We start from the raw sequence: 13,651 nt of genomic DNA, 5'->3' as shown, positions 1-13,651 counted from the left end.
GTGAAAAAAGAACCCAGCATGTCAATAATTCGCGGCTTATTATTTACCTATGATATTGAAAATACTGACGATCTAGAAAGAGAAAAGCTTATTGCATCAAAAGATATAAATAATGAAAAGGAGCTTTCAGAGCTATTTGATGAGTTGACCAAACCTGAGTTTTTGTCATATACAAAGATTGAACAGGAGTGGTTTATCGATTCGATCGACCACTACTTATCTATCAACGACAGCTTCGATTCTGTATTTAAAACGATGGCAACTTACTTCAGCACACCTGTATACGATCAAAGAGCGTTCATGCAGATACTCTTGAACCGTCTTACGGATTACAGAAGCACACATTGAAAGCCTCGATTGTTTTTTATAACCTCAACATCATCTCGCAACGCTCATTGTTTGCCAGCGCGGTGCTTTACAGCAATCCCAGGCCCGTGACGAACAAACCCGCTCGCCACAGGGTCACCGACCGGAATTAAATCCCCGCCAACGCCAAATCCATCGCAAAGTAAGTAAAAATCAAATCCGCCCCCGCGCGCTTGATGGACCCCAACGTCTCGCGCACCACCCGCGCCTCATCAATCGCCCCTGCCTGGGCACCAAACTTGATCATCGCGTACTCACCACTCACCTGATACGCCGCCACCGGCAAACGCGAGGCTTCGCGGATGTCGCGGATGATGTCGAGGTAGGCGCCGGCTGGCTTGACCATCAGCGCGTCTGCGCCTTCCTGCTCATCGAGCAGCGATTCGCGCACGGCTTCGCGGCGGTTCATGGGGTTCATCTGGTAGCTTTTGCGGTCGCCTTTGAGCGCGCTGCCGCCGGCTTCGCGGAACGGGCCGTAGAGGGCCGAGGCGAATTTGGTGGAGTAGGCCATGATCGGAATATGCGTGAAGCCAGCGTCGTCCAGGGCGCGGCGAATTGCCTGGACCTGGCCGTCCATCGCGGCAGACGGTGCGATCACATCAGCACCGGCGCGGGCGGCGGCCACGGCTTGTTTGCCGAGGTTGACCAGGGTCGCGTCGTTGTCGACGTGGGCGCCGTGCATCACGCCGCAGTGGCCGTGGTCGGTGTATTCGCAGAAGCAGGTGTCGGACATCACGATCATTTCCGGCACGGCGTCCTTGATGATCGAGGACATGCGCGAGACCAGGCCGCGTTCTTTCCAAGTGTCGCTGCCGTTGGCGTCCAGGTGGTGGGACACGCCGAACGTCATCACTGACTTGATCCCGGCGCGGGCATAGCGCTCGATCTCAGCGGCCAGTTTCTTTTCAGGAATACGCTGCACACCCGGCATGCTGGTGATCGGCACAAAGTCGTCGATTTCTTCTTCGACGAAAATCGGCAGTACCAAATCGTTGAGGGTGAATTCGGTTTCCTGGAACAAGCCACGCAGCTCCGCAGAGCGGCGCAGGCGGCGTGGACGGGCTTGGGGGAACTGGCTGGTCATGGCTGTCCTGAATAGCGGCAGAAATAGTTGGGGCGAAAGCTTATGCCCCTTGGCCCCGGCAGCACAAACGCCAAGGGGCCAATAGTGTATTGCGCAGCCCGTAACAATTCATTGATCTAGAGCTGTACTCGCCCGTCGATGCACACTGCGACCGCACCACCGACCCAGATTTCATCGTCGTGGCGCTCGACGCGTATACGCCCGGCGCGCCCCATGACCGTGCCTTGGCTGACCACGTAACAGTCGGGCGCCAGCCCCTCGCTCAACAACCATTGGGCAATGCCGGCATTCAGGCTGCCAGTGGCGGGGTCTTCCTGAGCGCCGTCGCCGGCGATAAAGCCGCGGACTTCGAAGTGCGTGTCCACGGCGTCGCGCGCCGGGTCACAAGCTGCAATGACGCCAATCGCCAGACCATGCAGTTGCGAGTAGTCCGGCTGCAAAGCAAGCACTTGGTCGCGATCGGCCAACATCACCGCCAGCCAGCCCGCGCCATTGTCGACCCATTGACTGCTCACGATGGCTTCGGGCGCCAGGCCCAACCCCAGGCGCACGCGCTCAAGCAGAGGTGCATCCACCGGACCGGTGCGCAACAACGGTGGCGCAATGAACGCCAACTCGCCGCCTTCACGACGGACACGCACCAGGCCGATGTCGCACTCCTGGATGATCTCGTCGCCCTTCGGTACGCCGCCCGCCTGCAGCCAGGCATGGCAACTGCCCAGCGTCGGGTGCCCGGCGAACGGCAGCTCTGTGAGCGTGGTGAAAATTCTTACCCGATAGTCAGCCCGAGGATCACGCGGCGTCAGCAAAAACGTGGTCTCGCTCAGGTTGGTCCAGTTAGCAAAATCGGCCATCTGCTGGTCAGTGAGGCTGTCAGCGCCCAGCACCACCGCCAGTGGGTTGCCTTTGAGCGAAACGCTGCTGAACACATCCAGTTGCTTGAAATCAAAGGTCGGCATACTTCGACACTCTAGGGTCACGCAGGTACGTTCAAGCCACGAATTACCGCCGGACGTGCGACAAAGCCGTCCAGCGCGCGCAGCACATTAGGAAAGTCGGCGATGCCGACCAGATCGCCGGACTCATAGAAGCCGATCAGGTTGCGAATCCACGGAAAGGTGGCGATGTCGGCGATGCTGTACTCGTCACCCATGATCCAGGTGCGGCCCAGCAGGCGTTTTTCCAGCACTTCGAGTAATCGCCGGGACTCGGCGACGTAGCGATCACGCGGACGTTTATCGTCGTAGGCCTTGCCGGCAAATTTGTTGAAGAAACCGACCTGGCCGAACATCGGGCCGATACCGGCCATCTGGAACATCAGCCATTGAAGGGTTTCATAGCGGGTGGCCGGGTCTTCGGAAAGCAGCTGGCTGGTTTTTTCCGCCAGATAAATCAGGATCGCACCGGATTCGAACAACGCCAAAGGCTGACCGCTCGGGCCATTGGGGTCGATGATCGCGGGAATCTTGTTATTGGGGTTCAGAGACAGAAATTCCGGGGACAACTGGTCCTGGGTCTCGAAATTGACCTTGTGCGCCTCGTAGGGTAGGCCCAGCTCTTCAAGCATGATCGACACCTTGACGCCGTTGGGCGTGGGCAGCGAATACAGCTGCAAACGCTCCGGATGCTGGGCGGGCCATTTGCTGTTGATCGGGAAAGCGGCGAGTGCATTCATCGGGAAATCCCCAGGCGGAAAGCCCCCATGATAGCCACCCCAACGCCGTCCTGCATGGGTCATCATTGCGCAACATAACCACGCTATCGTGCGCGCAGGCGAACCAAAATGCCGATACGCACTCTTAAGTGCGCCATTACGGTGAAAGGAGACACCCTGTTACAACGACACGGAAAAACCGCAGGACGCCGGATGCGTCGCTGGGTCCCGGCTTGTCCGCCTTAATCCGATGCACTGAAGACTCGAACCTAATGACAATCAAGCCTCTGTGCCTTGCGCAACGCCTTAAACGTTATTCGTACATCATGCTGCCGCTGCTGTTGGCAGGCGGCGCCATCGGCCTGAGCCTGGAGTCGCGCATCAGCAGCGCCGGCCCGGTGGATGGCGTGCAAACCCTGGTATTCCTGCGCCACGGCGAAAAACCCGTCGGCGGCCTCGGCCAGCTCAATTGCCAGGGCCTGAACCGCGCGATGAACCTGGCCACCGTGCTGCCGGAGAAATTCGGCAAAGCAAACTTCGTGTTTGCGCCCAACCCGACGCGTAATGTCGAGGAAGGCGAGCACGATAATTCCTACAGTTACATTCGGCCGCTGATGACCATCAGCCCCAGCGCGATCAAGCTGGGCCTGCCAGTGAACATCAAATTCTCGGCCAACGACACCAGCGCCCTCGCCGACGAACTGGTGGAAGACAAGTATCACAACGCGATCATCTACACCGCCTGGTCGCACGGCTACCTGCCGGAGCTGATCAACAAAGTGGCCAGTGAGGCTTCGGGCGAAAAACACACCATCACCGAAGACTGGTCGGGCAGTGACTTCGACACGCTGTATGTACTGACGTTGACCTGGCACAACGGCAAGGCGTCGCTGCTGAGCCGCAACTACAAGCAAGGCCTGGATAACGGCCAGCAGACATGCCCGGATGCAACTCAGGTCAGCGCAGATATCTGAAGCCGGCGCGGCACAAGCGTATGATGCGTCGCTATTGAATCATCTGCGGATCAGCACCATGCCCAACCTCGTCTCCACCCAGCCCAACCGGGGCTGGTCGTTCTGGTGGAAACCAGCGCTGTTCCTGCTGGTGGCCTGCATTGGCCTCTACTACGTGAAGTGGTCGCCCTACTACCTCAAGGCATTCGTCGCGGCGGATAACCACAGCATCGGCGCCTCGATTCTCAATGACCAGCAAACCGCGCCCCTGACGGCCGCGCTGGCCTACGCCCAGGTGTATTTCCTGGCGATCTGGAAAGCTGCCGTGCTGGCGGTAATTCTGGGTTCGCTGCTGCAAGTGTTGATTCCCCGTGACTGGCTGCTGCGCCTGTTTGGCCGCGCCGGGCTGGGTTCGACCCTGCGTGGTGGACTGTTCGCCCTGCCGGGGATGATGTGCAGTTGCTGCGCAGCACCTGTGGCGGCGGGCATGCGCCGCCAAAACGTGTCGGTGGGTGCGGCGTTGGCGTTCTGGATCGCTAACCCGGTGTTGAACCCGGCAACGCTGGTGTTCATGGGCTTTGTATTGGGCTGGGGCTTTACCGCATTGCGGCTGGTGGCGGGGATTGTGCTGGTGGTCGGGGTGTCGTTGGTGGCACAGCGGATTGCCCGGCCCGATCAAGTGCCCGAAGCCGCATTGAACGCGGTCGCCGACGCCAGCCTGAGCGAATCGCAACCGTTCCTGAGCCGTTGGTTGCGTACCCTGTGGCAGCTGTTCTGGAGCACGATCCCGATCTACATCATTGCCGTGCTGGTACTGGGCGCCGCGCGGGTCTGGCTGTTTCCCCATGTCGATGGGGCCATGGCAAACAGCCTGATGTGGCTGGTGCCACTGGCAATCGTCGGCACGCTGTTCGTGATTCCTACGGCCGCCGAAATCCCTATCGTACAAACCATGATGACCCTGGGCATGGGCACCGGCCCGGCCGTGGCCTTGCTGATGACACTGCCGAGCGTGAGCCTGCCGTCCCTGTTGATGCTGCGCAAGGATTTCGATGCGCGGGTGCTGGTGACGGTGGCCGTGCTGACTATGGTGGTGGGCGTGATGTGCGGGTTGATCGGGGCGGTCATCCTGTAGAGTTCGGGTGAGGTTCAGGGCGCTTTCGCGAGCAAGCCCGCTCCCACATCTCGACCACGTTCCTACAGGATAAACGCGGTCAAATGTGGAAGCGGGCTTGCTCGCGAAGAGGCCCTTAGCCACCGCTGATTATTCTGACTTGCCACTGCGCTCGCGCAAGTACTCCACCACGGCGCTCTGCTCGCCCGCAAACTCGACCCGCGCGCCTTTGCGTTCTCGCTGGAAGGCATACATCGGGTCGTAATACTCGCGCAGCAAACCCTCGATCCACACCCGGTGCAGGTCCACGGCACCACTGCGGGCCTGTTCCGCCAGGGCATCCTGCAAGATCGCCTGCAGCCGCTGGAAGCGCTCGCCACCCAGGCGTTTATGGATATTGGCCAGGCTCTGGGTCAGGCGCTCGGCGAACAGTGCCTGGCCGTTTTCGCCAAATACTTGAATGAACTCAGCGCAGAGGTCGACCACATAATCACGCAGGATTCTTTCTACGCGGCCTTCAACGCTGTCTTCCAACCACACCATCGAAAACGTCTGCATGCTCTGGTGCAAGGGTAACGGCAGCGCACAACTGCCGATCATGCGGCTTTCGTCCTCGACCACGAATTGCTCGATACCCCTCGCGCGCTTTTTCAGCAGGTCCACAGCCAAGCGGTTTTCGAAGTCGATGTTGGACGGCTGCGCGGTGGCGCGCTTGCCAAAGCTGGAGCCGCGATGGTTGGCGTGGCCTTCCAGGTCCAATGCGTTGCGCAATTGGCCGAGCACTTCGGTCTTGCCGGTGCCGGTCATACCGCCAAGCAGTACAAAATCACACTGCGCAGTCGCCTGCTCCAGCGTTTCCAGCAGGAAAGTACGCATGGCCTTGTAGCCACCGCCGACTCGCGGGTACTCGATACCGGCTTCGGTCTTCAACCATTGCTGCACGATCTGCGAACGCAGCCCACCACGAAAGCAGTACAAATAGCCCTCAGGGTTGGCCTTGGCAAACTGCGCCCACTGTTCAATACGCTCGGCCTTGATCGCCCCGGACACCAGTTCATGCCCCAGCACGATAGCGGCTTGCTGGCCTTGCTGTTTGTAACAGGTACCGACCCGCTGGCGCTCGTCGTCGGTCATCAACGGCAGGTTGACCACTCCGGGGAATGCGCCTTTGGTGAACTCGATCGGCGCGCGGGTATCCATCATTGGCCGGTCGTTGAGGAAGATGTCGCGGTAGTCGGTGATGTCAGTTGCCATCAAAACACCTCTACCGCGTGGGTCTGTCGCTCAACCAGTTCGCCGATGGGCTCAAGGCTCAGGCCCAGTTCGGCGGCCACGGTGTGGAATTCGGCGTCGCCTTCAGGGCTAACGGCAATCAGCAAGCCGCCGCTGGTTTGCGGATCGCACAGTACGCGCTTGTGCAGTTCCTGCAGGCGCCCGAGCTTGCTCGAATAACTGTCGAAGTTGCGCAAGGTGCCACCGGGCATGCAGCCCTGATCGAGGTAGTCCTCGATCCCGCCCAGGCGTGGGACCTTTTGGTATTCGATGCGCGCCGTGAGACCACTGCCGTCAGCCATTTCCACCAGGTGACCCAACAGACCGAAACCGGTGACATCGGTCATCGCGGTTACGCCGGCCAACTTGCCGAACCGGCTGCCAGGTTTGTTGAGCGTGCACATCCAGTCACGGGCCAGGCCGATATCCGCTTCGCGCAGCTTGCCCTTCTTTTCGGCGGTGGTCAGGATACCGATGCCCAGAGGCTTGGTCAGGTACAGCTTGCAGCCGGCAGTGGCGGTGTCGTTACGCTTCATGTGGCGTTTTTGCACGATGCCGGTGACGGCCAGGCCAAAGATCGGCTCCGGCGCATCGATGGAGTGCCCGCCGGCCAACGGAATACCGGCGGCGTCGCACACCGAACGGCCGCCACGGATGACTTCGCGGGCAACTTCCGGCGCCAGTACATTCACCGGCCAACCCAGAATGGCGATGGCCATCAACGGGTCGCCGCCCATGGCGTAGATGTCGCTGATCGCGTTGGTGGCGGCGATACGGCCGAAGTCGAAGGGGTCATCGACAATCGGCATGAAAAAATCAGTGGTGGAGACCACGCCGCGCTCGTCGTCGATGGCGTACACCGCCGCGTCGTCGCGCGAGGCGTTGCCGACCCACAGGTTGGGGTCGAGGTTCTGCGCGCCGCTGCCGGCAAGGATCACCTCCAGCACCTGCGGTGAAATCTTGCAGCCGCAACCCGCGCCGTGGCTGTACTGGGTAAGGCGAATCGGCTCGTTCATGGTGGACCTCAAGGTAACAAGTGCGCGGATTCTATCAGACAGCAAAAAGCCGGCTGGGCGCTTGTGCGCTCAGCCGGCTTTGTGTGTTTCTGGCGTTACTGCCTCGCGGCGAGCAAACGCTGGTGGCGATTGCGTCGTGCAATGTTCAAGCACTCAATCGCTGCCGAGAACGCCATGGCCGCATACACGTAGCCTTTTGGCACATGGGCGCCGAAGCCTTCGGCGATCAGCGTCATGCCGATCATGATCAAAAAGCCCAGGGCCAGCATGACCACAGTCGGGTTGTCGTTGATGAACTTGGCCAGCGGTTCGGCCGCCACCAGCATCACGATCACCGAAACCACCACCGCAATGATCATGATCGGCAAGTGCTCGGTCATGCCCACGGCGGTGATGATGCTGTCGATGGAGAACACCAGGTCGAGCAGCAGGATCTGGCCGATGGCCGCGGCAAAGCCAATGGTCACGGCATTGCTGACGGTTTCTTTCGCCTCGGGCTCCGGGTCCATGCTGTGATGGATTTCGGTGGTCGCCTTCCACACCAGGAACAGGCCACCGGCGATCAGGATCATGTCCTTCCACGAAAACGCCTGGCCGAAGATTTCGAACACCGGCGCCGTCAACTGCACGATAAACGCGATGGTACTCAACAGGCCCAAGCGCAGTACCAACGCCATGCTGATACCGATACGGCGTGCCTTGGCCCGATGCTTCTCGGGTAATTTGTTGGTGAGAATCGAGATAAAGATCAGGTTATCGATGCCCAGCACGATTTCCATCACGATCAAGGTGGCCAGCGCGATCCAGGCGGTGGGGCTGGCGGCCAGTTGTAAGAGGTAATCCATAGGTCAGTCCTGACGTTGTGCGGGAAATTAAGCTTCTTTGCTGCCCGATTCAGATTCTTTTTCGTTCTGTTCCTGGTTTTTTTCCGGGCTGATCAAGCCTTGCGTCGCTTCACTCAATGCTTGTTCGGCAGCCTTGTGGGTTTCATCGATGGCTTGCTTGGCAGATTCGGTGGCCTTGCCCAGCACTTGCTGGGCGCTCTTTTCAACCTGATCACAACCGCTGACCACTACCAATGAAAGCGCAAGCAACGATGCGGCGCCCAGGGAATTGAGTTTCATCATGTATTCCTCGTTAGAACCAGCGGGTCCAAATGGTGGCCCCTCGATAGCGAGGCATTCTATGCAGGCGGACAGTTCAGGAAAATTCGTATTTTTTTGACATATACTTCGTTTTTTACGAAGTGTAGACCGTGATGCTCAATTACCGACAACTGCATTACTTCTGGGTGGTGGCCAAGACCGGCAGCATCGTGCGCGCCTGTGAGCAATTGAACCTCACGCCGCAGACCATCAGCGGTCAGATCAGTCTGCTTGAGCAAACCTTCGGTATCGCGCTGTTTCAGCGCGTCGGGCGTCAGTTGGAACTGACTGAGGCCGGGCGCCGCGCCCTGCCCTACGCCGAGCAAATGTTCCAGACCGGTAATGAGCTGGAGGCGCTGTTGCGCGCAGAGCCCAACGAACAGCAGATCCTGTTTCGGGTCGGAGTCGCGGACGTGGTGCCTAAATCCATCGTGTACCGGCTGATCGCGCCGACCATGGAGCTGAGCGAGCCAATCCGCATCACCTGCCGCGAAGACAAACTTGACCGCCTGCTGGCCGACCTGGCGATCCAGCGCCTGGACCTGGTGATTTCCGACAGCCCCATGCCCACACACCTGGACATCAAGGGCTACAGCCAGAAGCTGGGCGAATGCGGTATCAGTTTTTTCGCCACCCAGGCATTGGCTGACAGGTATGGCGGCGATTTCCCACAAAGCTTGCAGGGCGCGCCGCTGTTGATTCCGGGAGCCGAGACGGTGGTGCGCAGCCGTTTGCAGCGCTGGTTTGCCGAGCAGCAGATCCAACCGAAGATCATCGGCGAGTTCGACGACAGCGCCTTGATGCAGGCATTCGGGCAATCCGGCAGCGGCATTTTTATTGCCCCCAGCGTGATTGCCGATGAGGTGGTGCGCCAGTATGGCGTGGCGCTGATCGGCCAGACCGATGCGGTCACCGAGTCGTTTTACGCGATCTCGGTGGAACGTAAAATCAAGCACCCCGGCATTGTGGCGATTACCGAAGGGGCGAGACGCGAGCTGTTTACCGCCCTGCCCTGAGGGTTCAGGCGTTGGATGCGAGCGGCTGCTTGACGGTCATCAGCCACAGCGCCAGCAAGATCGACACCAGAATAAAACCGGACGCCGCAAAACCCAGGCTGCCAAGGCCAAAGGTGTCGATCACATGCCCGCCGACCATCGCGCCCAAGCCGATCCCAAGGTTGGCGCCAGCAATATTCAACGACGCGGCAAACGCCGGGGCATGGGGCGCGGCCTTCATCAACCGCACATGGCTGACCAGGAACATCGCCGCCTGGGTCACGCCCCACACGGCCATCGCCGCTGCCAGGCCAATCGTTGAATGAATCGCCGGAACCAAGGCCACCATGCCGGCGATCATGAACCCGCAGAACACCATGGAGGCGATCAATGGGTGGCGATCCACCGCGCGCCCGCCCAGGGAGTTGCCGAGCAGGCCGACCGCGCCAAAGCCCATCAGGCACCAGCCCACCAGGGTGCCGTCGAACCCGGCCAGGCGCTCGAGGATGTCGGCCAAGTAGGTGTAAGCAGTGAACATGCCGCTGAACACCAGGATCGATAACAAAATATGGCCCTGCATCACCGGGTTGCGCAGGATCTTGAACTGCGAGCGCAGGGTGACTTGATCGTTTTTCGGCTTAGTCACCGGCAAGTAGATAAACAGCAGCAAAGCCTTGGCCAACGCCACCACGGCGAGGATCGCGAACGCGGTGCGCCAGCCGAACATGTCCGAAATCAACGTGCCCACTGGAATGCCGAACACGGTGGCGCAGACGATGCCAAAGCCAATCTTTTCGATGGCGCGCCCGGCGTATTCCGGGCCGACGATATCCACTGCGGTTTCACTGGCCAGGGCCCAGAACACCGGCAGCCCCAACGCGGGGATCAACCGTGCCACTGCCATTACCCAAATATTCGGCGCCAGCGCGGCCACCGTATTGGCCACGCCAAACATGATCAGAATGCTGATGAACAGACGCTTGCGCCCAAAGCGCGCGAAGTACGCCGTAAGAAACGGACCAAACGCCGCCACGGTAAAGGCAAACAAGGTCACCAGCAGCCCGGCCTGGGAGACACTGACATCCAAGTCCCGGGCAATGGACGGCAATAGGCCGACGATAATGAATTCTGTGGTCAGCACGGTAAAGCCGGCGGCCGACAGCAGCAGGATGGGAAACAGCATGAAAACTCCAGAAACGACGACATCAACGACAGCCCGAAGGGCTCGCTGACGGATAGGAAAGGTGAGAGGCGGGAATGTTAACAGAGTATGTCGGGATTTAGCCAAGGCCCGCCGCCGCGGGTGACCGAATGCCGCATCGCACGGAACACTTTGTACAGCGTGCTAGACTCCGCGCCCCGCGTCCTACAGCCCGTTCTGCGTGCGCCGCTGTGCCTTCAAAAAAATAGAGACATGTGTTTATGACTGCTGCCCCTTCCCTGCTGCAACGACTGGCTCGCGTCAGCCTGGTCACGCAAATCATCCTCGGCCTGGTCGCCGGTATCCTTCTGGCGTTGTTCGCGCCAGAGGCGGCCAAGGCCACCGGTTTTATCGGCAAGGTGTTTGTCGCCGCGCTCAAGGCCGTGGCGCCGATTCTGGTCTTCGTGTTGGTGATGGCATCGATTGCCAGTCATAAACACGGCCAGGAAACCCATATCAAGCCGATCCTGTTCCTGTACCTGCTGGGCACGTTCGCTGCCGCCGTGGTCGCAGTGATTGCCAGCACGTTGTTCCCCTCGATGCTGGTGCTCGCCACCCACGATGCCAGCGTCAGTGCGCCCGGCGGCATCGGCGAGGTGCTGCAAAGCCTGCTGCTCAGCGTGGTGGATAACCCGGTCAGCGCACTGATGAACGCCAACTTCATCGGCATTTTGGCCTGGGCCATCGGCATGGGCATCGCGATTCGTCACGCGGGTGAAACCACCCGCACCGTGCTGGAGGATTTGTCCAACGGCGTGACGCTGATCGTGCGCATGGTGATTCGCTTCGCACCGCTTGGCATCTTCGGCCTGGTGGCCTCAACCCTGGCCACCTCCGGCTTCGGCGCCCTGCTCGGCTACGTCCACCTGCTGATGGTGCTGATCGGCTGCATGCTGTTCGTGGCGCTGGTGGTCAACCCGGCCATCGTGTTCTGGAAACTGCGCCGCAACCCCTACCCGCTGGTGCTGATGTGCCTGCGTGAGAGCGGCATCACCGCTTTCTTCACGCGCAGTTCGGCGGCGAATATTCCGGTGAACCTGGCGCTGAGTAAACGCCTGGGCTTGCATGAAGACACCTACTCGGTGTCAATTCCGCTGGGTGCCACCATCAATATGGCCGGTGCGGCAATCACCATCACCGTGCTGACACTCGCAGCGGTTCACACCCTCGGCATTGCCGTCGACCTGCCGACCGCCGTGCTGCTCAGCGTGGTCGCGGCGATCTGTGCCTGTGGTGCGTCGGGTGTGGCCGGCGGCTCGCTGCTATTGATTCCACTGGCGTGCAGCCTGTTTGGTATTCCCAGCGAAGTTGCCATGCAGGTGGTGGCCGTCGGTTTCATCATCGGCGTGCTGCAGGACTCGGCGGAAACCGCACTCAACTCGTCCACCGATGTGCTGTTTACTGCTGCGGCGTGCCTGGGCAAGGATGAGCAATTGGCTTAACCGTCAGGCATGAAAAAGCCCGGGGCGTTCGATCAAGAACAACCCCGGGCTTTTTTTATGGGCTTAGAAAGCGCCCATGTAATCACGCTTGCCCACTTCCACACCGTTGTGACGCAGCAGAGCGTAAGCGGTAGTGACGTGGAAGAAGAACTGCGGCAGGCCGTAGGTCAGCAGGTAGGACTGGCCGCTGAAGCGCTTCTCTTTCGGCGTGCCTGGGCGGGTGATGATCTCGATGCCTTCCTTGCCGTCGATTTGCTCAGGCTTGATGGTGTCGACAAATGCCAGCACCTTGGCGATCAGTGCTTGCAGGTCGGCAAAGGTCACTTCGCTGTCTTCGTACTTCGGCACTTCGATCTCGGCCAGACGCGCGGAAACGCCTTTGGCGAAGTCGACAGCGATCTGGACCTGGCGCACCAGCTGGAACATGTCCGGAAACAGGCGCGCTTGCAGCAAGGCGTTTGGCTCGATGTTCTTGGCGGTGGCGTGGGCTTCGGCCTTGTTCAGCACATCGCTCAAGGCGTTGAGCATTTGCTTGAAGACCGGGATGGAGGCGGCGTACAGGGAAATAGTCATGACAGTCTCACGGTAATGGCAGGGTTTGGAACCAGCGGCGATTATAGACATGCCAGCCGCGCGTGCCGCTTGTCTTTTATTTTTTCAGGATTAGGCTAGTGGGTTCACTGCATAGGGAAAGCGCGATGACCGCCGAGCACGACACCGAGACCCCTGAGCCGCGCCTGAACAGCACGGAAATCCGCATCCTGGGCTGCCTGATCGAAAAACAGGCGACCAACCCGGAAACCTACCCGCTGACCCTTAACGCCCTGGTGCTGGCGTGCAACCAGAAGACCAGCCGCGAACCGGTGACGAACCTCAGCCAGGGCCAGGTCGGCCAAAGCCTGCGCGCGCTGGAAGGCCAGGGTTTTACCCGCCTGGTGATGGGCAGCCGTGCCGACCGCTGGGAGCATCGCGTGGACAAGGCACTGGAGCTGGTGCCGGCCCAGGTGATACTGATCGGGCTGCTGTTTCTGCGCGGGCCGCAGACGGTCAATGAACTGCTGACTCGCAGCGGGCGCATGCATGACTTTGAAGACGCCGAGCAAGTCGTGCACCAGCTGGAGCGTTTGATTGCGCGCGGGCTGGCGGTGCTGGTGCCGCGTCAGGCCGGGCAGCGGGAAGACCGTTATACCCACGCGCTGGGGGATCCGGCGGATATTGAGGTGATTCTGGCGGCACGGGGCAATCCGGTGGAGCGGTCGACGGGGGCGGTTTCTCTGGATCGTATCGAAGAGCTTGAATCCAGAATCGCAGCGCTTGAAGAACGCCTGGCACAACTGGAACAGGCATAACTCGATCAACAATTTGGGAGCGGGCTTGCTCGCGAAGGCGGTGGTTCAGTTGGCACATTC

The 13,651-nt window shown here is 60.0% G+C and carries 15 protein-coding genes; 6 read left to right on the top strand and 9 right to left on the bottom strand.

Annotation, left to right across the window (positions count from 1 at the left end; genetic code table 11):
* Positions 1 to 348, top strand: coding sequence for a hypothetical protein (locus AB5I78_RS10695; RefSeq protein ID WP_369303347.1), 348 nt, complete (start codon positions 1 to 3; stop codon positions 346 to 348).
* 127 nt (positions 349 to 475) lie between these two features.
* On the opposite strand, the gene hemB is transcribed toward AB5I78_RS10695, so the two are convergent.
* The 3 genes from hemB to AB5I78_RS10680 form a co-directional block, all read right to left on the bottom strand.
* Positions 476 to 1,450, bottom strand: coding sequence for a porphobilinogen synthase (gene hemB / locus AB5I78_RS10690; RefSeq protein ID WP_242200833.1), 975 nt, complete (start codon positions 1,448 to 1,450; stop codon positions 476 to 478).
* 116 nt (positions 1,451 to 1,566) lie between these two features.
* The gene (locus AB5I78_RS10685; protein ID WP_369303345.1) at positions 1,567 to 2,409 is read right to left on the bottom strand and encodes a PhzF family phenazine biosynthesis protein; all 843 of its coding nucleotides are present in this window, start codon (positions 2,407 to 2,409) and stop codon (positions 1,567 to 1,569) included.
* 17 nt (positions 2,410 to 2,426) lie between these two features.
* Entirely contained in the window at positions 2,427 to 3,125 is a 699-nt protein-coding gene (locus tag AB5I78_RS10680; RefSeq protein ID WP_145163385.1) for a glutathione S-transferase N-terminal domain-containing protein, read from the bottom strand.
* Between the two features lie 251 nt (positions 3,126 to 3,376).
* Here AB5I78_RS10680 and AB5I78_RS10675 point away from each other — a divergent pair, with 251 nt between their 5' ends.
* Both AB5I78_RS10675 and AB5I78_RS10670 read left to right on the top strand, forming a co-directional pair.
* On the top strand, positions 3,377 to 4,078 hold the full coding sequence (locus tag AB5I78_RS10675) for a histidine phosphatase family protein (RefSeq protein WP_145163383.1): 702 nt from the start codon (positions 3,377 to 3,379) through the stop codon (positions 4,076 to 4,078).
* A gap of 58 nt (positions 4,079 to 4,136) precedes the next feature.
* On the top strand, positions 4,137 to 5,192 hold the full coding sequence (locus AB5I78_RS10670; protein ID WP_145163381.1) for a permease: 1,056 nt from the start codon (positions 4,137 to 4,139) through the stop codon (positions 5,190 to 5,192).
* A 129-nt stretch (positions 5,193 to 5,321) separates the two neighbouring features.
* On the opposite strand, the gene mnmH is transcribed toward AB5I78_RS10670, so the two are convergent.
* The 4 genes from mnmH to AB5I78_RS10650 all read right to left on the bottom strand — a co-directional run bounded on the left by mnmH (position 5,322) and on the right by AB5I78_RS10650 (position 8,583).
* A complete protein-coding gene (mnmH, locus tag AB5I78_RS10665; RefSeq protein ID WP_369303344.1) occupies positions 5,322 to 6,425 on the bottom strand; it encodes a tRNA 2-selenouridine(34) synthase MnmH in 1,104 nt (367 codons plus the stop codon).
* On the bottom strand, positions 6,425 to 7,459 hold the full coding sequence (gene selD, locus AB5I78_RS10660; protein WP_369303343.1) for a selenide, water dikinase SelD: 1,035 nt from the start codon (positions 7,457 to 7,459) through the stop codon (positions 6,425 to 6,427). Before selD ends, mnmH begins: the two co-directional genes overlap by 1 nt.
* 95 nt (positions 7,460 to 7,554) lie before the next feature.
* Positions 7,555 to 8,304 (bottom strand): TerC family protein, encoded by a 750-nt coding sequence (locus AB5I78_RS10655; protein WP_106580101.1) that lies wholly within the window; start codon positions 8,302 to 8,304, stop codon positions 7,555 to 7,557.
* A 27-nt stretch (positions 8,305 to 8,331) separates the two neighbouring features.
* A complete protein-coding gene (locus AB5I78_RS10650) occupies positions 8,332 to 8,583 on the bottom strand; it encodes a hypothetical protein (protein ID WP_145163375.1) in 252 nt (83 codons plus the stop codon).
* Positions 8,584 to 8,717: 134 nt separating this feature from the next.
* Between AB5I78_RS10650 and nhaR the strand changes: the two genes are divergently transcribed.
* Positions 8,718 to 9,620 carry a transcriptional activator NhaR gene (gene nhaR, locus AB5I78_RS10645; protein ID WP_145163373.1) on the top strand — a complete coding sequence of 301 codons (903 nt, stop codon included), beginning with the start codon at positions 8,718 to 8,720 and terminating at the stop codon, positions 9,618 to 9,620.
* A 4-nt stretch (positions 9,621 to 9,624) separates the two neighbouring features.
* Here nhaR and AB5I78_RS10640 read toward each other — a convergent pair whose 3' ends face one another.
* The gene (locus AB5I78_RS10640; RefSeq protein WP_369303342.1) at positions 9,625 to 10,782 is read right to left on the bottom strand and encodes an MFS transporter; all 1,158 of its coding nucleotides are present in this window, start codon (positions 10,780 to 10,782) and stop codon (positions 9,625 to 9,627) included.
* Between the two features lie 239 nt (positions 10,783 to 11,021).
* Between AB5I78_RS10640 and sstT the strand changes: the two genes are divergently transcribed.
* The gene (gene sstT, locus AB5I78_RS10635) at positions 11,022 to 12,242 is read left to right on the top strand and encodes a serine/threonine transporter SstT (protein ID WP_106580097.1); all 1,221 of its coding nucleotides are present in this window, start codon (positions 11,022 to 11,024) and stop codon (positions 12,240 to 12,242) included.
* Positions 12,243 to 12,305: 63 nt separating this feature from the next.
* Here the strand turns inward: sstT and AB5I78_RS10630 are convergent, their stop codons facing one another.
* Positions 12,306 to 12,815: a DUF1993 family protein gene (locus AB5I78_RS10630; protein ID WP_053255427.1), complete on the bottom strand. Its 510-nt coding sequence runs from the start codon at positions 12,813 to 12,815 to the stop codon at positions 12,306 to 12,308.
* Positions 12,816 to 12,940: 125 nt separating this feature from the next.
* Here AB5I78_RS10630 and AB5I78_RS10625 point away from each other — a divergent pair, with 125 nt between their 5' ends.
* A complete protein-coding gene (locus AB5I78_RS10625; protein WP_369303341.1) occupies positions 12,941 to 13,591 on the top strand; it encodes a YceH family protein in 651 nt (216 codons plus the stop codon).
* Positions 13,592 to 13,651 lie beyond the last annotated feature (60 nt).

Origin of the sequence: Pseudomonas sp. N2-3-1-14 (genome assembly GCF_041228395.1) — a bacterium.
Taxonomy (GTDB): Bacteria; Pseudomonadota; Gammaproteobacteria; order Pseudomonadales; family Pseudomonadaceae; genus Aquipseudomonas.
The sequence above is the reverse complement of the archived record's forward strand: the minus strand, read 5'-3'. Positions and strand labels throughout refer to the sequence as shown.

Bases quoted from the DNA above. Each gene is read 5' to 3' on its own strand.
- hemB (WP_242200833.1), bottom strand. From the start codon at position 1,450: ATGACCAGCCAGTTCCCCCAAGCCCGTCCACGCCGCCTGCGCCGCTCT.
- AB5I78_RS10685 (WP_369303345.1), bottom strand. From the start codon at position 2,409: ATGCCGACCTTTGATTTCAAGCAACTGGATGTGTTCAGCAGCGTTTCG.
- AB5I78_RS10680 (WP_145163385.1), bottom strand. From the start codon at position 3,125: ATGAATGCACTCGCCGCTTTCCCGATCAACAGCAAATGGCCCGCCCAG.
- AB5I78_RS10675 (WP_145163383.1), top strand. From the start codon at position 3,377: ATGACAATCAAGCCTCTGTGCCTTGCGCAACGCCTTAAACGTTATTCG.
- AB5I78_RS10670 (WP_145163381.1), top strand. From the start codon at position 4,137: ATGCCCAACCTCGTCTCCACCCAGCCCAACCGGGGCTGGTCGTTCTGG.
- mnmH (WP_369303344.1), bottom strand. From the start codon at position 6,425: ATGGCAACTGACATCACCGACTACCGCGACATCTTCCTCAACGACCGG.
- selD (WP_369303343.1), bottom strand. From the start codon at position 7,459: ATGAACGAGCCGATTCGCCTTACCCAGTACAGCCACGGCGCGGGTTGC.
- AB5I78_RS10655 (WP_106580101.1), bottom strand. From the start codon at position 8,304: ATGGATTACCTCTTACAACTGGCCGCCAGCCCCACCGCCTGGATCGCG.
- AB5I78_RS10650 (WP_145163375.1), bottom strand. From the start codon at position 8,583: ATGAAACTCAATTCCCTGGGCGCCGCATCGTTGCTTGCGCTTTCATTG.
- nhaR (WP_145163373.1), top strand. From the start codon at position 8,718: ATGCTCAATTACCGACAACTGCATTACTTCTGGGTGGTGGCCAAGACC.
- AB5I78_RS10640 (WP_369303342.1), bottom strand. From the start codon at position 10,782: ATGCTGTTTCCCATCCTGCTGCTGTCGGCCGCCGGCTTTACCGTGCTG.
- sstT (WP_106580097.1), top strand. From the start codon at position 11,022: ATGACTGCTGCCCCTTCCCTGCTGCAACGACTGGCTCGCGTCAGCCTG.
- AB5I78_RS10630 (WP_053255427.1), bottom strand. From the start codon at position 12,815: ATGACTATTTCCCTGTACGCCGCCTCCATCCCGGTCTTCAAGCAAATG.
- AB5I78_RS10625 (WP_369303341.1), top strand. From the start codon at position 12,941: ATGACCGCCGAGCACGACACCGAGACCCCTGAGCCGCGCCTGAACAGC.